The organism is Rathayibacter sp. VKM Ac-2803 (genome assembly GCF_009807175.1).
In the GTDB taxonomy this organism is placed as follows: domain Bacteria; phylum Actinomycetota; class Actinomycetes; order Actinomycetales; family Microbacteriaceae; genus Rathayibacter.
Map to the genome: position 1 here is coordinate 2,612,800 of NZ_WUCD01000001.1, position 23,759 is coordinate 2,636,558.

Here is a 23,759-nt window from a genome sequence, read left to right on the forward strand (position 1 = left end):
GAGCTCGGGTTCTGGCGCATCGGGTCCTCTCGAGGGTCAGACGGTCACGACTGGCACACCGGGCACCAGTAGAGCTTGCGCGCGCCGATCTCCTCGATGAGGACGTTGGTGCCGCAGACGCGGCAGGGCAGCCCCTCGCGCTTGTAGACGTAGTTGCGCTCGGCACGGCTCCTGACGGCCTTGGACCGCTCGGTCTTCGTGAGTCCGCGGCGGGTGATCATCATCCCGGTGCGGATGCCGTCCTCGAGCAGCAGCGCCCAGTCGGTCCACAGCTCGCGCGCCAGCTCGAGCGGCACCTGCTTGCCGGGAGTGTGCGGATCGAGGCCGGCCCGGTAGAGCAGTTCGGCGCGGTAGATGTTGCCGATCCCGCTGACCACCGACTGGTCCATCAGCACGAGGCCGACCGGAGTCGCGGTCTTGCGCAGGCGGTTCACGAAACGATCGCGCGCCTCGTCGGAGTCGTCGTCCGCCGGGTCGGGCCCGAGCCGGGCGAGCAGCGCCTCGACCTGGGAGGGGTCCATCACCTCGCACGCGGTCGGGCCGCGCAGGTCGGCGACCGTCTCCTCCGTCCGGATGCGCACCCGCACCGCTCCGATCGGCGGCGGCGGGAACTCCTCGAGGTCGGTGTCGGTCTCGTGCTCCGTCTCGGACAGGCGGACCGCCCGGCGCCGGCGGGGAGCCCCGATGCTGCTGCCGGCCTCGCCGTCGGGGAACAGCGGTGAGACGTGACCGAGGAAGTCCCAGGCCCCGTAGAGCCCGAGGTGCACGTGCAGCGTCGCGTCGCCCTCGAACCGCAGCAGGAGGTGCTTGCCGACCGCGGTCGACGCGAGGACCTCGCGCCCGTCGAGGAGCGCGGCGCCCTCGACGAAACGGCCCTGCGGGCTGCTGGTCGCGACCCGGTGCCCGACGACGTCGCGCTCGAACTGCAGCGCGATCCGGTGGACGGAATGCCCCTCCGGCACCTAGCGGCCGCTCACGGCGGAGTCGACCACGCGCCCGGCGATGTCACCGGTGGCCTCGTACTCGGCGAGCTGCGCGATGCGGCGGACGTGCCGCTCCTCGAACGAGAACGGCTCGGCGACGAACGCGTCGATGAAGCCGGTCGCCTCCTCCACCGTGTGCTGGCGGGCGCCGATCGAGATCACGTTGGCGTCGTTGTGCTGGCGGGCGAGCACGGCCGTGCTGAGGCTCCAGACGAGGGCGGCGCGCACTCCGGTGACCTTATTGGCGGCGATCTGCTCGCCGTTGCCCGAGCCGCCGAAGACGATGCCGAGCGCCTCGACGCCCGCCTCCTGGTCGCGGACGACCGCCGCCGCCGCGTTGATGCAGAACGACGGGTAGTCGTCGAGCGGGTCGTACGACGTCGGTCCGTGGTCGACGACCTCGTGGCCCGCAGCACCGAGGTGATCGATCAGGTGCCGGCTGAAGTCCAGCCCTGCGTGGTCCGTTGCGATGTGGATGCGCACGCGCTCGTCCTCCGGAAGTACTGTTCGACGCCCGGGGAGCCGGGCCGGATGTCAGGGTAGCGCCCGAGCGCTCAGTCGAAGATCGGGTCGCGGGTGCGCGAGCGCTTCAGCTCGAAGAAGCCGTCGTACGAGGCGGCGGCCACGATGCCGTCCCACAGCGCGAGCGCCTGCTCGCCCTTGGGCGCCGGAGAGAGGACGGGGCCGAAGAAGGCGACGTCCCCGATCGCGATGACGGGGGTGCCGACGTCCTGGCCGACGCGCTCGATACCGTCGAAGTGCGAGGCGCGCATCGGCTCGTCGTACTCGTCGGTGTCGGCGAAGGCGGCCAGCCCCGCGTCGAGACCGACCTCCTCGAGCGACTCGGCGATGATCGCGTCGACGTCCTTCCGGCCGCCCACGTGGATCCGCGTGCCGAGAGCGTCGTAGAGCGGCTTGACGTGCTGCTCTCCCTCGCGCGCGGCGACCGCGGCGACCAGGCGGGTGAAGCGCAGCGCGCGCGGGAAGAAGGCGCGGTACGACTCGTCCACGTCCTTGTCCTCGTTGAGGACGGCGAGGCTCATGATGTGCCAGCGCACCTCGAGCTCGCGGGCGGGAGTCACCTCGTCCACGAACCGCGAGGTCATCCAGGCCCAGGGGCAGGAGGGATCGAACCAGAAATCGACGGTGGTCATGGCACAACGCTACCTCCCGGCGCGACTCCCCCAGGCGGCTCTAGGGTAGATCGGCGGCGCCAGCACCCCGGCGCCCGGCAATGCCGCGCCCGCGACGAACGGATGGAGCACCACGTGCCAGGAGACAACCTCACCCGGAGCGAAGCGCAGGAGCGCGCCTCGCTGATCCAGGTCACCGACTACGACGTCACTCTCGACCTCACCCGGGGCGCCGAGACCTTCCTCAGCACCACCACCGTGCGGTTCACCGCGGCGGAGGGCGCCTCGAGCTTCATCGACGCCATCACGAAGACCGTGCACTCGGTGACGCTCAACGGCGTCGAGCTCGATCCCTCCGACGTGGCCGACGGCGTGCGCATCCGCCTCGACGCGCTCGCGGCCGACAACGAGCTGACCGTCGTCGCCGACGCGCTCTACACGAACACCGGCGAGGGACTGCACCGCTTCGTCGACCCGGTCGACGGCGAGGTCTACCTGTACTCGCAGTTCGAGGTCCCGGATTCGCGGCGCGTGTTCGCGGTGTTCGAGCAGCCCGACCTGAAGGCCGCCTTCCGCTTCACGGTCACCGCGCCCGCCGCCTGGCAGGTGGTCTCGAACCAGCCCACCCCCGAGCCGGTCCCCGCGGGCGAGGGCACCGCGACCTGGAGCTTCGAGCCGACCCCGCGGATCTCCTCGTACATCACCGCGCTCATCGCCGGCCCGTACGTGGTGCGCACCGACTCCCTCGTCTCCTCCGACGGCCGGACAATCCCGCTCGGGGTCTTCGCGCGCGCCTCCCTCGCGCCGTTCCTCGACGACGACTACGTGTTCGAGAAGACCAAGCAGGGCTTCGCCTTCTACGAGGAGAAGTTCGGAGTCCCGTACCCGTTCGACAAGTACGACCAGCTCTTCGTCCCCGAGTTCAACGCGGGCGCCATGGAGAACGCCGGAGCGGTCACCTTCACCGAGACCTACGTCTTCCGCTCGAAGGTCACCGACGCGATCAAGGAGCGACGGGTCGTCACGATCCTGCACGAGCTCGCGCACATGTGGTTCGGCGACCTCGTCACGATGAAGTGGTGGAACGACCTCTGGCTGAACGAGTCGTTCGCCGAGTACGCGTCGACCCTCGCGACCGCCGAGGCGACCGAGTGGACCGAGGCCTGGACCACCTTCGCGGCGATGGAGAAGAGCTGGGCCTACCGCCAGGACCAGCTGCCCTCGACCCACCCGATCGTCGCGACGATCAACGACCTCGAGGACGTGCAGGTCAACTTCGACGGCATCACCTACGCCAAGGGCGCCTCGGTGCTCAAGCAGCTGGTGGCGTGGGTCGGCGAGAAGGAGTTCCTCGCGGGGGTGCACGAGTACTTCGTGAAGCACGCCTTCTCGAACACCGAGCTGCGCGACCTGCTCGTCGAGCTCGAGGCCACCAGCGGCCGCGATCTCACCGAGTGGTCGTCGCTCTGGCTCGAGACGGCGGGCGTGAACACCCTCCGCCCCGAGATCTCCGTCGACGAGTCGGGCGCGATCGCCTCCTTCGCGATCCTGCAGACGGCCGTCGAGGAGTACCCGACCATCCGCCCGCACCGCCTCGCTATCGGCCTCTACGACTTCGAGGGCGACCGCCTGGTGCGCGTCGACCGCCTCGAGCTCGACGTGGACGGCGAGCGGACCGAGGTGCCCGAGCTGATCGGACGCACCCGCCCCGCGCTCGTGCTGCTCAACGACGACGACCTCGCCTACGCGAAGATCCGCCTCGACGACTCCTCGCTCGCCGTGGCGATCGAGCACCTGGCGAGCATCGAGAGCCCGCTCGCGCGCTCGCTGGTCTGGGGTTCGGTGTGGGACGCGACGCGCGACGCGGAGGCGGCCCCGCGCGACTTCGTGCGCCTCGTGCTCGGCAACATCGCGACCGAGACCGAGTCGACCACGCTGCGGACGGTGCTGGGCCAGCTCGTGTCCACCGCGACCCAGTACGTCGCTCCCGAGCACCGCACCGCGATCGTCGAGGAGGTCGGCGACCGGCTCTGGGCCCTGGCCCGCGAGGCGGAGGCCGGCAGCGACGCGCAGTTCCAGTTCGTCAAGTTCTTCGCCGCTGTCGCGTCCACCCCGGCGCACCTCGACGCCGTGCAGTCGCTGCGCGACGGCGGGACGACGCTCGACGGACTCGAGATCGACACCGACCTGGCGTGGGAGCTGCTGATCGCGCTGGTCGCCGGCGGACGCGCGGGGGCGAGCGAGATCGACGCCGCACTGGCCGAGGACAACACGGCGACGGGAGCGCAGTCCGCGGCGAACGCCCGGGCCGCGATCCCGACGGCGGAGGCGAAGCGCGCGGCCTGGGACTCGGTCACACTCGACGACTCGGCGCCGAACACGATCGTCCGCTCGACCGGGCTCGGCTTCCAGCGCACCTCCGACCCGGCGCTGCTGGACGCGATGGTGCCGGTGTACTTCGGAGCACTGCGCGATCTGTGGGACAGCAAGAGCTACAAGATCGCCGAGTACCTGGTCGTGGGCTTCTACCCCGCCGCGACCCCGACGCGCGAGATCGTCGACGCGACCCGGGAGTGGCTGGCCGCCAACCCCGACGTCCCGGCGCTGCGACGCCTGGTGATCGAGAACCTCGCCGGCGTCGAGCGCGCCCTGCGCGCGCAGGAGCGCGACGCGCAGGACTGAGCTCGATCCCATGCTGGTCGAGTAGCCCCGCAGGGGCGTTTCGAGACCCACCAGCGTCAGCAGATCAGGCTTCGGCCATGGCCTTCTGACGCACGTGGATCTCGATACGCCCGCTGCGCGGGCTACTCGATCAGCGAGGATGAGGCCCGTTTCCCACCCGGGCCGCACGCTCGATCTGCGAGGAGTCGGTCAGCTCGCCCGACCCGGCACCGACCGGCGGTCCGGGCCGTCGTAGGCCGACAGCGGCCGGATGAGCGCGTTCGACGCGCGCTGCTCGAGCACGTGCGCCGTCCAGCCGACCACCCTCGCCGCCACGAACAGCGGCGTGAAGATCTCGGTGTCGAAACCCATCAGCCGGTAGGCGGGACCGGACGGATAGTCGAGGTTCGGGAGGATCCCCGTCCGCTCGGCCATCGCCTCCGCCAGCGCGTCGTAGAGCTCGAGCATCTCGACCGCGTCCTCGTGCGCGGCGACGCGGCGCAGCGCCGCCTCCATCGTCGGCACCCGCGAGTCGCCCGACTTGTACACGCGGTGACCGAAGCCCATCACCTTCCGGCGCTCCCCCAGTGCCGTCGCGAGCCACTCCCGCGAGCGCGTCGCCGCCTCCGGGCCCAGCCCGATCTCGTCGAACACGTGCAGCACCGCCTCGTTCGCGCCTCCGTGCAGGGGCCCCTTCAGCGCGCCCACGGCCGCCGTCACGGCGGAGTAGACGTCGGACAGCGTCGACGTCACCACCCGGCCGGTGAAGGTCGACGCGTTGAACGAGTGCTCGGCGTAGAGCACCAGCGAGACGCGGAACGCGTCGACGACGACGGCGTCCGGGACGGCGCCGAACGTCATCCAGAGGAAGTTCTCGGAGTAGTCGAGGTCGCGTCGCGGGGCGATCGGCTCCTCTCCGCGTCGGCGGCGCTGGGCGTAGGCGACGATCGCGGGCAGAGCCGCCCAGAGCCGCACGGAGCGATCCAGCACCTCCTCCGGCGCCTCCGCGTCCGGGTCCGGATCGAGCGCCCCGAGCGCGCTGACGGCCGTCCGGACGACGTCCATCGGGTGGGCGCCGATCGGAAGGAGGTCGATGAGCGCACGGATCTCAGGCGCCAGCGCGCGGTGGGCCCGCTCGAAGGAGCGCAGCGTCCGAGCCTCCTCCGCCGTCGGCAGCTCGCCGTGCCAGAGCAGCCACGCGACGTCCTCGAACGTGCACGTCGCCGCGAGCTCCTGCACGGGATAGCCCCGGTACAGCAGCGAGTTCGACTCGGGGTCGACCTTCGAGATCGCCGTGGTGTCGACGACGACGCCGACGAGTCCTTTCCGGATGTCCTGATCGGTGGTGCTCATGTCCGCTCCTTCGCGAAAGGGGCCTGGGTGCGCCGAGTGCGGCGCACCGTCGTCAGGCGCCGTGGTGGTCGGCGAGGCTGAAGTCGAAGACGCCCTCGTCGAACCGGCTGTACGAGGCGTAGTCGAGCAGGTCGTAGAGCTCGGCGCGCGTCTGCATCCCGGAGACCTCGGCGCGGAGGGATCCGTCGGCCTTCAGCGTGTCGAGGGCGCGCATCGCCGCTCCCATCGCGATCCGCAGGAGCGAGACCGGGTAGATGACGATGTTGACGCCCACGTCGGCGAGCTGCCGCGCGGTGAAGAGCTCGCTCTTGCCGAACTCGGTCATGTTCGCGAGAACGGGGACGTCGACGGCCGCGCGGATCGTCTCGAACTCGCCCAGGTCGCGCATCGCCTCGGGGAAGATCGCGTCGGCGCCCGCATCGACGAGGCGCTTCGCCCGGTCGACAGCGGCCTGCATCCCCTCGAGGGCGCGGATGTCGGTCCGCGCCATGATCACGAGATCGGAGTCGCGGCGCGCGTCGACCGCCGCGGCGATCCGCCGGACCGAGGTGCTCTCGTCGACGACGGCCTTGCCGTCGAGGTGCCCGCAGCGCTTCGGATTGACCTGGTCCTCGATGTGCAGCGCCGCGACTCCCGCGTCCTCGAGCATCTGCACGGTGCGCGCGACGTTGAGCGGCTCGCCGAAGCCCGTGTCGGCGTCGACGAGGACGGGCAGGTCGGTCATCCGCGCGATCTGCTGACCGCGGCCCGCGACCTCGCTGAGCGTCGTGAGGCCGATGTCGGGGAGGCCGAGCTCGGCCGAGAGCACGGCTCCCGAGACGTAGACGCCGTCGAAGCCCTTCTCCTCGATCAGACGCGCCGAGAGCGGAGTGAAGGCGCCCGGCAGCTGCAGCAGCTCGCCGGTCGCGAGCCGCTCGCGGAAGAGGCGGCGCTTCTCAGCGGGGGTCCGGGTCGAGTGGAGCATCGGGCGTCCTTCCCCAGCGGGGTCTGAGTGCGAGCGGAGGCGAGTCGACGCCTCCGGTCGAATCTATACGGCGGCTCGCAGGCTCGGGCGAGGGGGCCCCGAAGAGGGCCTCCGTCCGCCGGTCTCGGAGGGAGGGGTCCCGTAGCCTGGACGGGTCATGCTGCTACTCGAGACCTCCACCCCCGACCCCGTCGCCGCCACGATCTCGTTCTTCGACTCCGAGATCTTCTGGAAGATCATCGCCGTCCTCTCGATCGTGATCGGCGCGCTCATCGTGCGCGTCATCGCGCACTTCGTGATCGGCCGCGTCGTCGACCAGATCGTCTCGGGGGTGAAGAAGCGCCAGCGGGTCGAGGACACCCAGTCGATCGCCGCGTCGCCGCTCGCGGCGGTCCGCGTCGTCCAGCGCACGCGGACCCTCGGCTCGATCCTCAACAACATCAGCTCGATCCTCATCGTGATCATCGCGCTCGTGATGGTGGTCAGCACCATCGACCAGAACCTGATCGGCTCGTTCGCCCTGCTCACCGCGGCCCTCGGCGCCGGGCTCGGCTTCGGCGCGCAGAACATCGTCAAGGACGTGCTCAACGGCCTCTTCATGGTCGCGGAGGACCAGCTCGGCGTCGGCGACGTCGTCGACACGGGTCAGGCCACCGGAGTCGTCGAGTCGGTCGGCGTCCGGGTCACCCAGATCCGCGACGTGAACGGCACCCTGTGGTTCGTGCGCAACGGCGAGATCATCCGGGTCGGCAACATGTCGCAGGGCTGGTCGCGCGTCATCATCGACCTCGCGGTGCCCTACGAGACAGACCTGGAGTCGGTGCAGTCGTCGATCCTGCAGACGGCGAACGAGCTCGCGGCCAGCAGCCGCTGGCGCGCGCGGATCATCGACAAGCCCGAGCTGTGGGGGCTCGAGTCGATCGCCGACGACGCCCTCGTGGTGCGCCTCGTGCTGAAGACCCGCACGACGGCCAAGGACGACGTCGCGCGCGAGCTCAAGGTCCGGCTCAAGCGTGCGCTCGACGCGCTCGACGTGAAGCTGCCCTCCCTGTCGGCCGTCGTCCTGAGCGGCTTCGAGGGCGCGGCGAGCGTCGGAGGCGCCAAGGGCCCTCGGACGACCCCGTCGCCGACGATCACGACTGAGCACGGCAAGCCCGTGCGCCTTCCCCGGGCCACCCGCAAGCAGCGCGAGACGCGTCCACAGGACGACGGCCAAAGCACAGGACCGACGCAGGAGCCGCGCGCATGAGCGGCCTGCAGATCGGCGGGACGCCTCCGATGCGCAGCTTCTGGGACCACATCGGCGGCCGCCCCACGTTCGAGAAGCTGGTCCGCCGCTTCTACGCGGGCGTCCGCGACGACGCGGTGCTCTGGCCGATGTACCCCGAGCACGACCTCGAGGGCGCGATCCAGCGTCTCACCGGCTTCCTCGAGCAGTACTGGGGCGGCCCGAGCACCTACAGCCAGGAGCGCGGTCACCCGCGCCTGCGGATGCGGCACCAGCCTTTCCACATCAACCCGGAGGCACGCGACCACTGGCTCCAGAACATGCGCGTGGCGGTCGACGAGCTCGAGCTCTCCCCCGCCGACGACGCGATGCTCTGGGACTACCTGGAGCGCGCCGCCCACGCGATGGTGAACACGTTCGAGGAGTAGCTCAGGCGGGAGTGCGCACCAGCACGTGACCCCGCTTGGAGGTGAGCCGGCGCCACGGTCCGCTCTCGAGCAGCGCCACGGGGTCGGCGGGGTCGAGGAAGCCGAGCGCGAAGAGCGCGAACGCCGCGCCGGCGGGGACGTCCGCGAGCCCGTCGAGCGGTCGCCCCCACACCGAGGAGCGCACGCGCGAGACGATCTGCTCGCCGGTCTCGGAGCCGACCGCCGCGGCGATCTCGTCGATCCCCTCGCGGGCGACCCGCTCGAGGAACACCGGATCGACGGGCTCGCGGCGCAGCCAGCCTCCGCGGGGAGGAGCGATGCCCGCCCAGGCCCCTGCGGTCGCGTCGTCGCCGTCGGGCAGCGGGACGGGCTTGCCGTCGGCTCCCCCGGGTTCCCACTGGAGCCGGGCGAGCCGGTCGGAGAGCGCGCGGATGGGGACGACGCGGTCGAACGCGGCGGGCTCGTCGAGCGCGAACACCCGGAGGCCGAGCACGGTCGACGAGCGGTCGAGGATCCCGCGGGGCTGCAGGATCGCGGTGTAGGCGGCCAGGATCCGGTCCTGCGCGAGGAGGCGCACGGCGCCGTCGTCGACTCGGGCCGACCTGCCGAGGAAGACCCGCAGATCGGACAGGCTGGGGGGATCTGCGAGCGAGAAGGACGCACTCATCGCATCGATAAGCTTACTCTCAGGTCGCTCACCCGGCCGGTCGACACCCCGGAGGTACTGTGCCCGATCCCCTCTCCTCGCTCCTGACCGCCCTCGACCTCACCGACACGGGGGCCCGCACCAGCGAGGACATCTTCACCGGTCCCTCGCAGTGGCAGCCCGAGGGGCGGGTCTTCGGCGGACAGGTTCTCGCTCAGTCGCTGATCGCCGCGGGGCGCACCGTCGACGACGACCACGGTGTCCACTCGATGCACGGGTACTTCCTCCGGCCCGGGGATGTGACGCTGCCGATCACCTTCTCGGTCGACCGGATCCACGACGGCCGCTCGTTCTCGACCCGGCGGACCCAGGCGTATCAGAACGGGGTGCCGATCCTCTCGATGATCGCCTCGTTCCAGACGGAGGACGAGGGTCTCGACCACCAGACGCCGATGCCCGAGGGTGTTCCGGAGCCGGAGTCGCTGCCGAGTGCCGCGGAGGTCCTCGGCGGCATCGACCACCCCGTCGGCAACTTCTGGGCCACGCAGCGCCCCTTCGACGTGCGCCACGTCGAGCAGCCCGTCTACCTCCGGGCCGACCCGGGCCGCTCCGCGCAGCAGAGCGTGTGGATGCGGGCACTCGGCACGCTCCCCGACGACCCGATGCTGCACCGCGCGGCCCTCGCCTACGCGAGCGACTACACGATCCTCGAGTCGACCCTGCGGCGGCACGGGGCGGCCTGGATCACGCCGGGGCTGCGCATCGCGAGCCTCGACCACGCGATGTGGTGGCACCGCCCCTCCCGCGTCGACGAGTGGCTGCTCTACGTGCAGGAGGCGCCGAGCGCTTCGGGCGGGCGCGGCCTGTCGCTCGGGCGCATCTACTCGCGCGACGGAGCGCTCGTCGCAAGCGTCGCCCAGGAGGGCATGGTGCGGGTCCCCCGCTGACCTCGCGCTCGCAGGAGAGACGTTCGGCTCGCAGGACCACGGCCGGCTCGCGAGAGCCCCGGCCTCCGGCTCGTCGTGACACGTTCGGCGCGTCGAATCCGAGGATTCCGGCGAGCCGGATCGGATTCGACGAGCCGAAGGTCGCGATCCGCGCTCCACGGAGCCGGGGCGCACCCGAGCCGCGGGCGCCGCGCCCCCGGGCGATGCGGTCAGCCGCGCTTCGAGAACGCGATCGGCTCGTCGACGTACGGCGCCCAGACGGTGCGGAGCTCCTCGGGGATGCGCTCAGGCCGCCCCGTCGCGGCGGTGACCATCACCAGGGTCGTCGCCGCCTTCGTGTACAGCACGCGCGGAGTGACGCCCTCCGGCGAGTACAGCTCGTAGCAGACCTCGAGGCTCGCGCCGCCGATGCGTCCGATCCACAGCTCGATGTCGATCGGGGCCCGCATGTACGGGATCGGCGCGAGGTACTCGATCTCCTGGCGCGCGATCAGGCTGATCGTGCGAGCGCCCGGTCGCGCGTCGAGCACCGCCGTCGCCCTCCCGCCCGCCTCCGGCGAGTCGGGCGCCCAGAACGCCTGGATGCGCGCCTCCTCGAGGAGGCGCAGCATCTCGGCGTTGTTGACGTGCGCGTAGGCGTCGAAGTCCGACCAGCGCAGCGGGATGGCGACGTGCAGGCGCATCAGTCGCGCGTGAGCTTGCGGTAGGCCGAGCGGTGCGGCTTCGCCGCGTCGGGGCCGAGGCGCTCGATCTTGTTCTCCTCGTAGGCCTCGAAGTTGCCCTCGAACCAGTACCAGTTCGCCGGATCCTCCTCGGTGCCCTCGTAGGAGAGGATGTGCGTCGCGATCCGGTCGAGGAACCAGCGATCGTGGGTGATGACCACGGCGCAGCCCGGGAACTCGAGGAGCGCGTTCTCGAGGCTGCCGAGGGTCTCGACGTCCAGGTCGTTGGTGGGCTCGTCGAGCAGGAGGAGGTTGCCGCCCTGCTTGAGCGTCAGCGCGAGGTTGAGGCGGTTGCGCTCTCCACCCGAGAGGACGCCGGCCTTCTTCTGCTGGTCGGGGCCCTTGAAGCCGAACTGCGAGACGTAGGCGCGCGACGGGATCTCGGTCCGGCCGACCGTGATGTAGTCGTGGCCGTCCGAGACGACCTCCCAGAGGTTCTTGTTCGGGTCGATGCCGCCGCGGCTCTGGTCGACGTACGAGATGTCGACCGTCTCGCCGATCTTGAGGTCGCCGGAGTCGAGGGGCTCGAAGCCCACGATCGTCTTGAAGAGCGTGGTCTTGCCGACGCCGTTCGGGCCGATCACGCCGACGATGCCGTTGCGCGGGAGGGTGAAGCTGAGGTCCTCGATGAGCACGCGCTCACCGAACGCCTTGTGCAGCTTCTTCGCGTCGATCACCTGGGCGCCGAGGCGCGGGCCGACGGGGATGACGATCTCCTCGAAGTCGAGCACGCGAGTCTTCTCGGCCTCCGACGCCATCTCCTCGTAGCGCGCGAGACGCGCCTTCGACTTGGCCTGGCGGCCCTTCGCGTTGCTGCGGACCCACTCGAGCTCGGTCGTGAGGCGCTTGGCGAGCTTCGCATCCTTCTTGCCCTGCACCTCGAGGCGCGCGCGCTTCTTCTCGAGGTAGGTCGAGTAGTTGCCCTCGTAGGGATAGAGGTGGCCGCGGTCGACCTCGGCGATCCACTCCGCGACGTTGTCGAGGAAGTACCGGTCGTGGGTGACGGCGAGGACGGCGCCGGGGTACTTCGAGAGGAACTGCTCGAGCCAGAGCACGCTCTCGGCGTCGAGGTGGTTGGTGGGCTCGTCGAGCAGGAGCAGGTCGGGCTTCTGCAGGAGGAGCTTGGTCAGCGCCACGCGGCGCTTCTCGCCACCGGAGAGGTTCGTGACGAGCGAGTCGCCCGGAGGCGTCCGCAGCGCGTCCATCGCCTGCTCGAGCTGCGAGTCGAGGTCCCACGCGTCGGCGGCGTCGATCGCCTCCTGGAGGACCCCCATCTCTGCCAGGAGCGTGTCGAAGTCCGCGTCGGGGTCGGCCATCGCGAGCGAGATCTCGTTGAAGCGGTCGATCTTGCCCTTGATCTCGCCGACGCCCTCCTGGACGTTCTCGAGCACGGTCTTCGTCTCGTCGAGCTCCGGCTCCTGCATCAGGATGCCGACGGAGTAGCCCGGGCTCAGCCGTGCCTCTCCGTTGCTGGGGGTGTCGAGCCCCGCCATGATCTTCAGGATCGTCGACTTGCCGGCGCCGTTCGGGCCGACCACGCCGATCTTGGCGCCGGGCAGGAACGACATCGTGACGTCGTCCAGGATCAGCTTGTCGCCGACCGCCTTGCGGGCGCGCACCATCGAGTAAATGTATTCAGCCACACCAAGTCCTAAAGTTGTCGCATGTCCACGAAGCCCCGTGCCGTCCTGTACGTGCGACTCTCGCGTGAGAGCGCCGTCAGCACGTCGATCCAGGGGCAGAACGCCGACCTGTACGCCCTCGCGGAGCGCGAGGGATGGCAGATCATCCGCACCTTCGAGGATAACGGGAAGTCCGGAGGCAAGGCGCGGGCGAACGCAGCCGCCGCGCTCGCGATGCTTCGCGACGGAGAGGCAGACGTCCTCGCGGTCTACGCCTACGACCGCTGGAGCCGCATGGGCATCGCGGACAGCGCTGACCTACTCCGAGTGGTGGCCGACCGACAGGCCCGGTCACGGCGGGAAGGGACGCCACCGCCTCTCTTCTACGCAGCACGAGAAGGGATCCGATCGGATCAAGAGGGGTGGGAGATCCGCGTCGCCTTCGCGGCAGACATCGCCCAGAAGGAGCGCGACCGCATGGTCGCGCGTCGAACCGCAGCGATTGCTCGGATGCGTCAGGAAGGCCGCAACCCCGGCAATGGCCCAGCGCCGTTCGGCTACCGATCGGCGCCCTTCACCGATGGCCGGCCCGGCCGCCGACTCGTCCCCGATCCGAAAGAGGCCGGAACGATTCGCGAGGTCGCCGATCGCATTCTCGAGGGGGAGACATCGACGGGTGTGGCGAAGGATCTCAACGCGCGGCGCGTCCCGATGCCAAGGAGCCCGTACCGTCTCGCGCAACTTCGAGGCGAGACGCCGGACGCCTCGCTCGACACCGGCACGTGGAGCTCCTCGCGCGTCTCGCAGCTATGGGCCAGCGAGCACCTCCTCGGGAGGATCATGCAACGGACCGATCGGCACGGCGAGCGGCAGGCGGGCCAGGCGTCCCGACCCTCCGAGCAGCGATCACGCGATCGCTACGGCGAGCCGGTGGTCGATCCGGCAACGGGGCTCCCTCTCCAGGCTTTCGAGCCGATCCTGAGCGTCGAAACGATGATCGCGCTCCGCGAGCGCTTCTCGAGGAACGTCGGACGAGGGACGCAGCGACAGCGCCGCGCAGCGCGCCTCCTGAGCGGCCTGACCTTCTGCGGGACGTGCGGCTCCCCCATGTACGTCCTGAGCACCCAACGCCGCTACGTCTACTACCGGTGCTCCTCAAGTGCTCGCGGAGTCGAGTGCCCGGGTCTGTCTGTGAAGGCTGAAGCCCTCGAGTCTCAGGTGCGCGACCTGTACCTGCGATCGTTCGGCGGACTCGCTGCCGTGCAGTACGTCGAAGAGCGAGGAGACGCGCAGCTGGACGAGGCTATCGCGACGACGAGCAGTGCCCTGCGGGACGTCGGAGCCGAGCTCGCCGACCCTGAGGCCGACGTCGACTCCCTGATCGCGCGGCGCCAACAGTTGGTCGAGCGCCTGTCGGAACTTCGCAGGCAGGCACCCCCGGTGGTTCATCGCGCCGTCGAGCTCGGCGGCACCTGGGCGGAGGTGCTTGCGGGCGTCGACGATGCCACCTGGCGCCCGCACCTCGAGGCGGCGCTCGATCACGTCGAGGTATGGCGGTCGAGCCACAGCGAGCCAGTCCGACTCGTCCTCCGACCAGTGCCCGACGAGTACCCGAACTACGTCGACGCGGACGGCTAAGGCCCGGCGAGTCGCTGAGCAGGCGCGGGTCCCCTGGCCCTCTCCTCTCTTGACACCGGAGGTCTATCCGGTGAACCCGCCGACACCGAATGAGCCCCGTGCCCTCTCCCCTTCCGCTGCCCAACTTCCTCCGTGCCTTCGCCGAGGACGTGCTCGCGCTCTCCTCCCAACTCGGAGCAGCGCAGGACGTCCAATGGGTTGCCTCGCCGCGCCCGACCGTTGACTCCGACGGGCGTCGGGCGACGGGCACCTACTCGGACCCCGTCCCGGCGACCGTCTCGGATCCGTCCCGACTCCGCGTCCGCGCCGCAGTGGTCGGCGCCGAGACGACGCTCCGCGAGGCGCGAGCCACTGTCGCCGATGCCTCCGCCGGCCTCGAGCTCGCCCTCGCCGAGTGGAGCGCCGGTGCGCGCTAGTGCAAGAACAACCGACGTGACCGAACAACGTCACTTCTAGATACCCCCCACTAGTTCTCTCTCTCTCAAGAGAGGGATGGGGAGTGACAAGCGCTCCGTCACCGTCGGCCGTTCTTGCACTCCCCTCGTCAAGGAGCCCTCCGTGCCCGGCAACTACCTCGACGCCCTCGCGCGTCTGTCAGACACCCCCCGCAACATCCGTCGGGACGGCGCCAACGTCCGCCGCACCGTCGCGGAGTCCTACGGCCCCGTCGTCCTGACGCTGCCGTCACCCCGGCGCCTCGCCCGCGCGCTCGTCATGCCGACGATCCGCGAGGTCCGCGAGGTCTACAACCGCAGCGGCACGCTCGTCGGTCGGCGCAACACCGCGGATCCCCTCGAGCCGGTCAACCTCGGCGAGCCTGCGATCGGCGCTCTCGTGCAGCGCCTCGCCGAGCTCCCCGACCGGAACGACGCTCGCAGCCTGTACCGCAACCTTCGCCGCCTCGCGACACTCGACCCCTCGGCCGCCGCCGAGCTCATTCGCAAAGCCGTCAGCGTGGCCCACCTCGAGGCCGACGCCGAACCGGTCCCCGCGGCACCAGCCCCGGCCCGCCGGCCGGCCGCTACTCCACTAGAACGCGATCGCGCCTACCGGGAACGCAAAGGGCACCACGAACGCACCTCGAGCGCCCACTACGTGCGCCAGTTCCTCACCGGTTGGGACGGCGCCGACGACGTCCCTCCCGTGGGGAGTCGAGTACCCGCTCCGGAGCTCCACGCCTCCGCGAAAGAGGCAATCGCCCTCGCCGTTGCCGAGCAGCGGTCGGCATCAGATCTCGGCGAGGACTGGGAGGAGATCGCCGCGGAAGACGGCCTCCCGCTCAGCCCGCGGGTCCCCGGCGTCCGCGTCTTCTACGAGGTCGCCGACGCCGTCCTCGGCGAGCGCCGCCGAACGTCGGCGGGCTACGTCTTCCAGATCCCACCCCTCGCGCCCGCCATCGCTCGCGCCGACCGCATCCTTCAAGGAGGCCCAGAAATGGACATCGCAACCGCAGTGCTCGACCGCGTCGTCGCGCGGCTCGCCGACGAAGTACTCGAGGCGCACGGCGGCGACTTCCGCGCAGCGATCTCGACACTCATGGAGCGTGGCGAGCGCGCGGCGGCCCTCACCCTCCAGGCGTCCTCCGCCGGAGCCCCGGTGATCGACCTCGCCTCGCGCCGCAAGGCGTCGTGACTGCCACCCGAGGGCTTTTCTCCTGACAGTGTCCCGAATGCTCCGGCAGCCGCCTCGCCAAGATCCGCAGAACGACGCGGGTCTCGGCGGGGCGGCTCTCAGGTTCGCGAGCGCCGTGGCCCTCTCCTCTAGTAGAGGGAAGTCCGCGTAGACCGGGCTTCCCTCCCCCTTTTTGCCCATCGCCGTTCCGCAACAGGAAGGGAGCAGCCATGCTCTGCCCCGAATGCTCCGGCCCCCTCCGAGGCCGTCAGGAGCTCTGCTCCCAGCGCTGCCGCTCCAAGCGACATCGCACCGCGGAGCGCCAGCGTCGCGAAGCGGCTCTCGGCTACCTCGACGCCGCCGTCGCCGACCCCGCGTCCGCCGCCGCACTCGCCCGCCGCGCTCGAGCGGCTCTCGGCGTGTGACCCGCGCAAGCGACGGCCGCGTCGAAATCGCCGAGACGATTTACCTCCCCAGCGTCCAGGCCGACGGCAACCCGTCGGACAAGTGGATCCCCTTCTTCGCCGCCAGCGACCTCGCCGACGACGACTGACCTCGCCCTCGCGGCGACGAAAGGCACTACCCGATGATCGTTTCTCCCGCACTCGCCGCTGAGCAGTACGCCGATTGGGTCGTCGACCTCGTCCCCGGCGCCCGCGAGCTCCATGACTCATATCTCGGGACGCTCCCCGCGCTGGACGCAGCGAGAGCCGCTCACCGCGACCGGGTCCTCGAGGCAAACGCTCTGCGCTCGACGGATCCCCACTCGCACGACCTCGAGGACGCGCAGCGACGATCGGCGGATGCGCAGCGTGCGCTTGACCGTGTCGCGCGGGTCTCCGACACGACAGAGAAGCAGTTCAAGCGAACGGTCGATCGCGGCCGTGGCACGCCAGACGTTCGTCAGGAGGCGGCGCGCCGCGCGCTCGAGTACCACGCGCGCGCCTCGGCGGCTCTCGCCGAGCTCGAGGCGACCATCGACCACGTCGACGCCGCTTGGCACCTGGCTGGCAGCCCTGGGCGCTCCTGGCGCGCGAACGTGATCGGGTCCGGCGCCGACGATCAGCGCGTGGCGCTCGTCGCGCTCCGCAGTCGCCTCGAGAGCTTCGACGTGCAGCGGGTCACCGAGGCTACCGAAGGCGCGGAAGTGCCGACCGAGGCTCACGGCGAGGCGCTCGCACGAGAGCTCGCCAAGACGTCGACCGCGATCGTGCTCGTATGAGCCGCTCACTCGACGACCTCGTCGCCGGCGTGACCCGCGCCTACACGCCCCCCGCTTCCCTCGCTGAGGCGACGCGCGAGCAGCTCCAGGACTACGAGCACCTCGCGGAAGGTCGCGGAGTGACCCCCGAGCAGATCCTCGCCGAGTACCGAGCGGCCCACGCCCGCCAGCTTGTTGAGCTCGACGCCGCCGATGCCGCCTCGGCGCTCGTCGCCGACATCCGAAGGAGCTAGCCCGTGACCTCCGAAGCAATCGCCCAGCGAGCAGCCAAGCGCGCCTCAGGCCTTCGACGTTTCTCCCTCGGCGAGGACATCCGCCGCACTCCCGCTCGCCTGCGCGCTCCCTTCGACGAGACGCAGTGGATCGCGCTCGGCAACGCCGAGCGGCGGGCACACATCGTCGCGCTCATCACGGCGGAACTCGCCGCGGAAGAGGCGGCGACACCCTCCGCTCCGCCCACTCCGGCCGAAGCCACAGCGCCCGTGCGCGAGTACGAACCCGGTCGCAGCTACCTCCCGTGCGCAGACGGGTGCGGCGCCTTCCACCCTGGCCGTCCGGGCCGCTCCGGCCTCCGGTACTGCCCGAGCGAGTAGCCCCGTGTACCGCGCCCCAGATGGGACGCTCCTCACCGGCGATGCTCTCCGCGCTTCGATCGAGGCGCGGGAGCTCGCCGCGCTCCCTCAGTCGTCGTTTTCCAGGCTCTCCCGCACCCAGAACGTGCCGGTCGGCTCAACGTAGTGGAACTCCGCCGCCTCGAGCGCCTGGCGAGCCTCGAGACGCGACAACCCGGTGACGCCAGCAATGTTGTCTAGATGCTGCGAGTAATCCCGTTGGAGCCAAGCGCGAGCGCCGTCCGGCAGCACTCCCGTTCGTTGGAAGATTGCGAACTCCTCAACCGGTACACCGTGCCTGTTGCGGATGATCCGACGGAACAACTCTGGAAGTCGAAGCGTCTCCGCGATGCCGATATAGCCGAGTACCTCGAGCAGAGCTGCGCCGCCTTCCAAGATGGCACCGTAGAAGCCATCCCCGCCGCGGTTGCCTCCAAGCTTGATCTCCAGCCTGGATGCCTCGTTCTCGCTTAGCGTCGCGGCGAGTGCCTCAAGATCGGCGAGTGTGAATGCATCGCTGATCGCAATCATGTGAGGCAGCCAGCCATCTTCCTCGACGACACCATGCACGTCGAGCTCGAAGTGCCACTCGATCATGTCGACGGTGTCCGACCACAGCGGCCGGTTGACCAGGGCGCGGTGTGCGCGCTGCACTGAGCCGATTAGCGGCTGACGACCGACGCCTTCCACGTCAACTTGTATGGCAGGTTTTCCGTCCAGTGACGACCAAATAAGCACACCCGGATTATCCAGGTAGGGCCAGGGTCACGGCTAGCACGCGCTCGACGTGACTTCGCTCGAGCGGCTCTTCCCACTCGCAGGACCGCCGCTGACCAACTGGGCGCTCCTCCCCCGCCCCTGGCCCCTCGTAGACGAGGCGAGGCCGGGGGCTTTGTTGTACCCGGAGGCGCGCGCATGGCATGGCAGACGAGCGCGCGCACCGACCGCAACAGCGCCCTGCCCGCTGACTGGAGCACGCGCCGCATCCGCGTCCTCCGACGCGACGGGTACAAGTGCCAGGCCCGCGACTCGACGGGCTCGAAGTGTGAGGCGCCGGCCAACCAGTGCGACCACATCAAGGCCGGCGACGACCACTCGCTCGAGAACCTGCAAGCCCTGTGCGTCTGGCACCACGGACGCAAGAGCAGCGCCGAAGGGGCAGCCGCACGACGGCCCGCGATCTCGCGTTACCGACGACCCGAAGCGCACCCCGGCGCCCTCTGAACCTGGGCAAAGTCTGGGAGTCGGCTCCACAGCTTGACTCCCACCCTGGGGCACCCCTCCCCCCTGCCCCCTCCCACCTCTACCGAAGCGGCATAGCGTCTTCGACTCGATGCGGGCATGACCCCTGTTTTTAGAACGCCGCACGCCCGAACACCCCATTTCAGGAGTCCCCATGACCGACGCCACCGCCTACCCCGAGCACTGGCCGGCCGTCGTCCGCGACGCCTATGAGTCCGTGATCGCGCAGCGGCCAGAACTCGCCGGCGCAGAGTTCGCCGCTCTTGAGACCGCGTGCGAACTCCTGGCCGCCGGTGAGGCGCACGCCGTGGTTGCGCGAGAGGCCGGCGGCGTCGCGACCGGGTCTACCGGACAGATCGTCGTTCATCCTTCGAGCATCGAGTCGCGTCTCAATCGCACAGCCGCGGCAGGGATCCTGGCGCGACTCGCGCTGCCCCCGACGAACGGCAAGCTCACCGCAAGTGAGCGAGGACGCCAGGGCGCCGCCGCTCGCTGGCAGGGCCGGACTTGAGGCCGCCCTCCAGCCAGCGGGCCGCCCCTCGATCGCTGACCCTGGAAGTCCGCCTCGACGACGCCGTCGAGTACTGGCAGCCCGCGACTCCGTCGGATGGATGGGCGCCCGCCGCCGCCTTCGACCGAGCGTGCAGCTTCGCCGCCCGGTCAGCGGGCCACGAGCGGCGACGCACCGGCGCCGCCTACCAAGCCCTCCTTGGCGCGGTGCCGGGCCTCAAGCGCGTCGAGGTGCGCGAGCGCCTCGCTGGCGTCGACCACTTCCGCGACCACTTCGAGCCCTGCGACGCCCTCGACGACCGGCCGGCGGTACTCGACGAGTTCCCCTTCTGAGCAGCCCGGCGGGCTGGGCACCCTCCTTCCCCGTAGCGCTTCGCTGCACATCACCGAGAGGACGACCATCACATGACCAAGACAGTGCACTTTCAGGGCGAGACCTTCACTTTCGACGCCGAGCCTGACTGGCAGGACCGCCTGCGGGAATCGCTCAAGCGCAATGACCCCGGCACCGTCCTGACCGACCTTCTTGGCGAGGAGCAGTTCGACCGCTTCTACGCGACCGCCACGAAGGCAAGCCCGCTCGCCTTCACGCTCCTCATGCTCGAGCTCGGCCTCTCGGCCCCCTTCGACCGCAGCTAGCGCCCGCTCCCACCATCACCCCAGCCCCATCGCCACATCGGCGGTGGGGCTTTGTCGTGCGCCCGAACGCCGGCGCCCCGTCTCACAGGAGACCCCATGACGTCCGTCGGCTACGCCAGCCTCCAGATCATTCCGTCCGCGAAAGACTTCGGCCGGCTCCTCAGCGGCGAAGTCGACGGCCCCCTCGGCTCCGGCGGCCAGGCGGCCGGCGCGAAGTTCGGTGCCACCTGGCGGGGCGCAGCGCTGCCCCTTCTAGCGGCCGGCGCCGTCGCCGCTGGCGTCGGGTTCGGAGTGAATTTCGCGGCGGGTGCCGTGCAGGCAGCCGGTCAGCTCGAGCAGTCGGTCGGAGCCATCGACACCGTCTTCAAGGACTCCGCCGGTCAGATGCACGACTGGGCCGGCCAGGCAGCGACCAACGTCGGGCTGACGGCGAACGAGTTCAACGAGCTCGGGACGCTCATCGGCACGCAGCTTCGCAACGGGGGCACGGCGATGGACGAACTCGCCCCGAAGACCAACGACCTGATCGGCCTCGGCGCGGATCTCTCCTCCATGTTCGGCGGAACGACGAAAGACGCGGTCTCCGCTCTCTCGTCGGCCCTGAAAGGAGAAAGGGATCCAATTGAGCAATTCGGCGTGTCACTGAACCAGGCGAGCATCGACGCCAAGGCCGCCGAGCTCGGCTTCTCGAAAGTCGGCGGGGCTCTCTCCAGCGAAGCCAGCCAGGCAGCCACGCTCGCACTGATCATGGATCAGACGGCCGACGCCCACGGCAACTTCGGGCGCGAGTCCGACACCCTCGCTCAGAAACAGCAGGTCCTCGCCGCCACGCTCTCGGATGCGAGCGCCCGCATTGGTGCCGAGCTCCTCCCCGCAGTCTCCGCCGGCGCCGGCATCCTCCTCGGCGTGCTCGGCCCAGCGATTGACGGCACCGTCAACGGGATTCACACCGCCGTAGGCGTGATCGGCACGCTCTGGGCGGCCTTCAACGGCAAGCCGCCCACGATGGACCTCGGCCCCCTGACGGAGCCGGTGACCACCTTCGGCGTCATCCTCCGCAACGTCTTCGACGCCGTGTCCGGCTTCCTCAGCACGTCCGGCACAGGAATCGCCAGCGCTTTCGGCGGCCTTGGCGGCTCCCTCGCCTCCCTCGCTCCGTTCCTCGCACCGCTTGGCGCCCTCATTGCCGGCATGGCGCTCAACTTCGCCCCGCTCGCGAGCATCGTCCCGACGATCACAAGCGCACTCGGCGGCCTCGCCGGCATCCTGCCCAAGCTCGGCGGCGGCTTCCTGACCGCGCTCGGCCCTGTCGGACTCGTGATCGGCCTCTTCGCAGCAGCCGCCGCGGCGTCGCCTGCGCTCCAGGGCGCGCTCATGTCCCTCGTGACCACGATCGCCGGCGCGCTGATGCCGATCTTCCAGGCCCTCGGGCCGATCATCGGGCTTCTCGCGAGCACGCTCGGCACGCTCCTCACGAGCGCCGTCACCGCCCTGACCCCGCTCCTCGTCGTCGTCGGCGACGCGCTGGCTCAGGTCGTGACGGCCGCCTCGCCGCTGATCGCCGCGATTGTCGGACTGCTCGTCCCGATCCTCGCGCTCATCACGCCGCTACTCGACCTCGTCAACGCCGTGATCCCGGTCGTCGTCGTCGCGCTCGGGCTCGTCGTCTCGGCGGTCGGGCCGCTGGTCGAGATTCTCCTCGGCGTTCTGATCCCCGTGATTCAAGCTCTCCTCCCCGTCGTGACGACGGTCTTCGGCGTGATCGTCGCCGTCATCACCGCGGCTATGCAGATCGTCCAGGGAATCATCGACGTCGTTACCGGCATCATCACCGGCAACTGGTCGATGGTCTGGGAAGGCATCCTCGGGATCCTCTCCGGCGTGTGGAACGTCATCGTGGCTCTCGTCACGGGCGCGATCAACATCGTCATGTCGATCATCGGCGCCGTCCTCGCCGCGATCTCCGGTATTTGGAATAACGCATGGACCGCCATCGGGTCCTTCGTCACCGATGCGTGGAACAACATCACGACCGCGATCAGCGCTGGAATCACAACCGCGCTCGAGTTCATCGGCGGACTCCCCGGGGCAGCCCTGGCCGCGCTCGGCGATCTTGGCGGCCTCTTCCTCGAGTCCGGCCAAGCCCTGATCCAGGGCTTCATCGACGGTATCTCCGGGATGATCGGCGCCGTCGGCGACGCGGTCGGCGGGGTCATGGACTTCGCCGCGAGCTTCTTCCCCAACTCGCCCGCGCAGCGCGGCCCGCTCTCCGGCTCCGGCTGGACGAAGATCCTCAACTCCGGAGGCGCGATCGGCGACGCCTTCGTCGGAGGCATCAACGACTCGGCCGCCGGGGTGGGCGACGCGGTTGCCGCCCTGACGACGCTCGCGTCGCCTACGGTGCGCCCGCTCGTCGAGCCGACCGCCGGCTTCTCCTCGCCGGCCGTCGACGGCGGAGGTCTCGCAGGCGGCGCAGCGCCCGCCGCGGATCGCCCGATCCTCGTTGACGGCTCAGTCGTCGCGTGGGTCCGCGAGCTCGCCAACGGCGAGTCGCACCTCGTCGTGAACGACTACGACGCGAAGAAGACCCTCGCAGCGAGCACCGGCGAGTGGCCCCTCGGCTTCTAGCCCCCCTGCTCGTCCGTGGCTGGAGGTGCATCGTCCAGTGGAACGGCCCCGAACCACTGCTGGATGAATTGGATGCCGGCTGCCGTGAGCGACACCGTTTCGAGGCCAGCGTCGAGGCGGTTCTCTGGCCGAATGTCGACCTGAGATCGAGGAAGTCCCGCATTGTTGAAGACGGCGCCGGGGAGCACGATGTCCAGCCCCCCGCCCGGGGAGCGGTACATCATCCCTACGTCGGCTTCGCGGGACACGAGCCCGTCGCGCTGCACGTTCTGGAGCAGCACGTCGAGCGAATCGCCTCCGGACAACCGCAACGACGAGTTTTCGCCCCGCAAGTGCAGAGCCTCGAGCACCCGACGCTCGTAGTCGCTGTACCGTGCGTTCAGAACCGACAGGTTCATCTTGTAGGCGCGGATCGACTTCCGGTCGATCTCCTTCGTCGTGTCATAGCGCCAGTGGCAGTTGTGACAGAGAACCAGCATGTTCGAGAAGTCATGAGCTCGAACGGTCTCCCAAGGGACGATGTGTGCCATCTCGAGGGCAACCGTGCTCCGGCAGGTCGGTATCGCGCAACGGTGCCCCGCCTCGAGGTAGAGCGAGCGTTTCAAGGCGGCTGGGACGTGGTCTCGATCGTCACTCACAGGCGTCACCCTACCGACCACAAGCGGGGCCGAACATCCCGGCGCCGCTCGCGACCCTAAGACACTCTGACAAAACGCCTGCGGTTTGTTGACGCGCCTAGGGCCCGTCCTGGACTCATCATCCGGGGCGGGCCCTTTCGGCGTTCAGGGGTCAGCGGGCGGACCGCGCGGCATCGAGTGCGCGCTCTCGCACCCACCGCGCAAACGGCACGCCGGCGCGTTTCGCCGCCTCCTCGATCTCGCGGTCCTCATCAGCTGTGAAGCGGAGGCGCCGCTCCCGCTCGCGGCGGTCTTCAACAGGGGGGCGCCCAAGGCGCGCAGCTTCGCTCATGG

Annotated in this window: 28 protein-coding genes; 17 read left to right on the top strand and 11 right to left on the bottom strand. The window is 69.9% G+C overall.

Annotated elements, in window-relative coordinates:
• Positions 1 to 44: 44 nt before the first annotated feature.
• The 3 genes from GRS96_RS12110 to GRS96_RS12120 form a co-directional block, all read right to left on the bottom strand.
• The gene (locus GRS96_RS12110; RefSeq protein WP_159853794.1) at positions 45 to 962 is read right to left on the bottom strand and encodes an Fpg/Nei family DNA glycosylase; all 918 of its coding nucleotides are present in this window, start codon (positions 960 to 962) and stop codon (positions 45 to 47) included.
• Positions 963 to 1,466 carry a ribose-5-phosphate isomerase gene (locus GRS96_RS12115; protein ID WP_159853796.1) on the bottom strand — a complete coding sequence of 168 codons (504 nt, stop codon included), beginning with the start codon at positions 1,464 to 1,466 and terminating at the stop codon, positions 963 to 965.
• A 71-nt stretch (positions 1,467 to 1,537) separates the two neighbouring features.
• Positions 1,538 to 2,137: a mycothiol-dependent nitroreductase Rv2466c family protein gene (locus GRS96_RS12120; protein WP_159853798.1), complete on the bottom strand. Its 600-nt coding sequence runs from the start codon at positions 2,135 to 2,137 to the stop codon at positions 1,538 to 1,540.
• A 114-nt stretch (positions 2,138 to 2,251) separates the two neighbouring features.
• Between GRS96_RS12120 and pepN the strand changes: the two genes are divergently transcribed.
• A complete protein-coding gene (gene pepN / locus GRS96_RS12125; protein WP_159853800.1) occupies positions 2,252 to 4,798 on the top strand; it encodes an aminopeptidase N in 2,547 nt (848 codons plus the stop codon).
• 189 nt (positions 4,799 to 4,987) lie between these two features.
• Here the strand turns inward: pepN and GRS96_RS12130 are convergent, their stop codons facing one another.
• Both GRS96_RS12130 and prpB read right to left on the bottom strand, forming a co-directional pair.
• Positions 4,988 to 6,130, bottom strand: a complete 1,143-nt coding sequence (locus GRS96_RS12130) for a bifunctional 2-methylcitrate synthase/citrate synthase (protein ID WP_159853802.1) — start codon at positions 6,128 to 6,130, stop codon at positions 4,988 to 4,990.
• A 52-nt stretch (positions 6,131 to 6,182) separates the two neighbouring features.
• Positions 6,183 to 7,094, bottom strand: coding sequence for a methylisocitrate lyase (gene prpB, locus GRS96_RS12135; RefSeq protein WP_159853804.1), 912 nt, complete (start codon positions 7,092 to 7,094; stop codon positions 6,183 to 6,185).
• Positions 7,095 to 7,251: 157 nt separating this feature from the next.
• Between prpB and GRS96_RS12140 the strand changes: the two genes are divergently transcribed.
• Both GRS96_RS12140 and GRS96_RS12145 read left to right on the top strand, forming a co-directional pair.
• A complete protein-coding gene (locus tag GRS96_RS12140) occupies positions 7,252 to 8,343 on the top strand; it encodes a mechanosensitive ion channel family protein (protein WP_159853806.1) in 1,092 nt (363 codons plus the stop codon).
• Positions 8,340 to 8,750 carry a globin gene (locus tag GRS96_RS12145; protein ID WP_327437422.1) on the top strand — a complete coding sequence of 137 codons (411 nt, stop codon included), beginning with the start codon at positions 8,340 to 8,342 and terminating at the stop codon, positions 8,748 to 8,750. Before GRS96_RS12140 ends, GRS96_RS12145 begins: the two co-directional genes overlap by 4 nt.
• A 1-nt stretch (position 8,751) precedes the next feature.
• Here the strand turns inward: GRS96_RS12145 and GRS96_RS12150 are convergent, their stop codons facing one another.
• Entirely contained in the window at positions 8,752 to 9,417 is a 666-nt protein-coding gene (locus GRS96_RS12150) for a hypothetical protein (protein ID WP_159853808.1), read from the bottom strand.
• Between the two features lie 59 nt (positions 9,418 to 9,476).
• Between GRS96_RS12150 and GRS96_RS12155 the strand changes: the two genes are divergently transcribed.
• Positions 9,477 to 10,343, top strand: a complete 867-nt coding sequence (locus GRS96_RS12155; RefSeq protein WP_159853810.1) for an acyl-CoA thioesterase — start codon at positions 9,477 to 9,479, stop codon at positions 10,341 to 10,343.
• A 209-nt stretch (positions 10,344 to 10,552) separates the two neighbouring features.
• On the opposite strand, the gene GRS96_RS12160 is transcribed toward GRS96_RS12155, so the two are convergent.
• Together GRS96_RS12160 and ettA are read right to left on the bottom strand one after the other, a co-directional pair.
• On the bottom strand, positions 10,553 to 11,026 hold the full coding sequence (locus GRS96_RS12160) for an acyl-CoA thioesterase (RefSeq protein ID WP_159853812.1): 474 nt from the start codon (positions 11,024 to 11,026) through the stop codon (positions 10,553 to 10,555).
• Entirely contained in the window at positions 11,026 to 12,708 is a 1,683-nt protein-coding gene (ettA, locus tag GRS96_RS12165; RefSeq protein WP_159853814.1) for an energy-dependent translational throttle protein EttA, read from the bottom strand. The genes GRS96_RS12160 and ettA overlap by 1 nt, the downstream gene beginning before the upstream one ends.
• A 21-nt stretch (positions 12,709 to 12,729) precedes the next feature.
• On the opposite strand from ettA, the gene GRS96_RS12170 reads away from it, so the two are divergent.
• From GRS96_RS12170 to GRS96_RS12200, 8 genes are all read left to right on the top strand, one after another.
• Complete coding sequence (locus GRS96_RS12170; protein ID WP_159988561.1) at positions 12,730 to 14,325, top strand: recombinase family protein; 1,596 nt, start codon at positions 12,730 to 12,732, stop codon at positions 14,323 to 14,325.
• Between the two features lie 98 nt (positions 14,326 to 14,423).
• Positions 14,424 to 14,741 (top strand): DUF7169 domain-containing protein, encoded by a 318-nt coding sequence (locus GRS96_RS12175; protein ID WP_159988562.1) that lies wholly within the window; start codon positions 14,424 to 14,426, stop codon positions 14,739 to 14,741.
• 76 nt (positions 14,742 to 14,817) lie between these two features.
• Positions 14,818 to 15,957: a hypothetical protein gene (locus tag GRS96_RS12180; protein WP_159988563.1), complete on the top strand. Its 1,140-nt coding sequence runs from the start codon at positions 14,818 to 14,820 to the stop codon at positions 15,955 to 15,957.
• A 209-nt stretch (positions 15,958 to 16,166) separates the two neighbouring features.
• Positions 16,167 to 16,361: a hypothetical protein gene (locus tag GRS96_RS12185; protein ID WP_159988564.1), complete on the top strand. Its 195-nt coding sequence runs from the start codon at positions 16,167 to 16,169 to the stop codon at positions 16,359 to 16,361.
• Positions 16,358 to 16,489, top strand: a complete 132-nt coding sequence (locus tag GRS96_RS20805) for a hypothetical protein (RefSeq protein ID WP_268893228.1) — start codon at positions 16,358 to 16,360, stop codon at positions 16,487 to 16,489. The genes GRS96_RS12185 and GRS96_RS20805 overlap by 4 nt, the downstream gene beginning before the upstream one ends.
• A 33-nt stretch (positions 16,490 to 16,522) precedes the next feature.
• Positions 16,523 to 17,158, top strand: coding sequence for a hypothetical protein (locus GRS96_RS12190; RefSeq protein WP_159988565.1), 636 nt, complete (start codon positions 16,523 to 16,525; stop codon positions 17,156 to 17,158).
• Positions 17,155 to 17,391, top strand: coding sequence for a hypothetical protein (locus tag GRS96_RS12195; RefSeq protein WP_159988566.1), 237 nt, complete (start codon positions 17,155 to 17,157; stop codon positions 17,389 to 17,391). The genes GRS96_RS12190 and GRS96_RS12195 overlap by 4 nt, the downstream gene beginning before the upstream one ends.
• Before the next feature lie 3 nt (positions 17,392 to 17,394).
• Positions 17,395 to 17,751, top strand: coding sequence for a hypothetical protein (locus tag GRS96_RS12200; RefSeq protein WP_159988567.1), 357 nt, complete (start codon positions 17,395 to 17,397; stop codon positions 17,749 to 17,751).
• Between the two features lie 87 nt (positions 17,752 to 17,838).
• On the opposite strand, the gene GRS96_RS12205 is transcribed toward GRS96_RS12200, so the two are convergent.
• Positions 17,839 to 18,507 (bottom strand): hypothetical protein, encoded by a 669-nt coding sequence (locus GRS96_RS12205; RefSeq protein ID WP_159988568.1) that lies wholly within the window; start codon positions 18,505 to 18,507, stop codon positions 17,839 to 17,841.
• Positions 18,508 to 18,684: 177 nt separating this feature from the next.
• Here GRS96_RS12205 and GRS96_RS12210 point away from each other — a divergent pair, with 177 nt between their 5' ends.
• The 5 genes from GRS96_RS12210 to GRS96_RS12230 all read left to right on the top strand — a co-directional run bounded on the left by GRS96_RS12210 (position 18,685) and on the right by GRS96_RS12230 (position 22,788).
• The gene (locus GRS96_RS12210; protein ID WP_159988569.1) at positions 18,685 to 18,993 is read left to right on the top strand and encodes an HNH endonuclease; all 309 of its coding nucleotides are present in this window, start codon (positions 18,685 to 18,687) and stop codon (positions 18,991 to 18,993) included.
• A 172-nt stretch (positions 18,994 to 19,165) separates the two neighbouring features.
• A complete protein-coding gene (locus GRS96_RS12215) occupies positions 19,166 to 19,522 on the top strand; it encodes a hypothetical protein (RefSeq protein ID WP_159988570.1) in 357 nt (118 codons plus the stop codon).
• Complete coding sequence (locus GRS96_RS12220) at positions 19,519 to 19,854, top strand: hypothetical protein (RefSeq protein WP_159988571.1); 336 nt, start codon at positions 19,519 to 19,521, stop codon at positions 19,852 to 19,854. The genes GRS96_RS12215 and GRS96_RS12220 overlap by 4 nt, the downstream gene beginning before the upstream one ends.
• Positions 19,855 to 19,926: 72 nt before the next feature.
• Positions 19,927 to 20,160 (top strand): hypothetical protein, encoded by a 234-nt coding sequence (locus GRS96_RS12225; RefSeq protein WP_159988572.1) that lies wholly within the window; start codon positions 19,927 to 19,929, stop codon positions 20,158 to 20,160.
• A 96-nt stretch (positions 20,161 to 20,256) separates the two neighbouring features.
• Positions 20,257 to 22,788, top strand: coding sequence for a phage tail protein (locus GRS96_RS12230; protein ID WP_159988573.1), 2,532 nt, complete (start codon positions 20,257 to 20,259; stop codon positions 22,786 to 22,788).
• On the opposite strand, the gene GRS96_RS12235 is transcribed toward GRS96_RS12230, so the two are convergent.
• Positions 22,785 to 23,447, bottom strand: a complete 663-nt coding sequence (locus GRS96_RS12235; RefSeq protein ID WP_328612394.1) for an HNH endonuclease signature motif containing protein — start codon at positions 23,445 to 23,447, stop codon at positions 22,785 to 22,787. The two genes, GRS96_RS12230 and GRS96_RS12235, sit on opposite strands and share 4 nt — an antisense overlap.
• A 130-nt stretch (positions 23,448 to 23,577) precedes the next feature.
• A complete protein-coding gene (locus GRS96_RS20920) occupies positions 23,578 to 23,757 on the bottom strand; it encodes a plasmid mobilization protein (RefSeq protein WP_442966619.1) in 180 nt (59 codons plus the stop codon).
• Positions 23,758 to 23,759 lie beyond the last annotated feature (2 nt).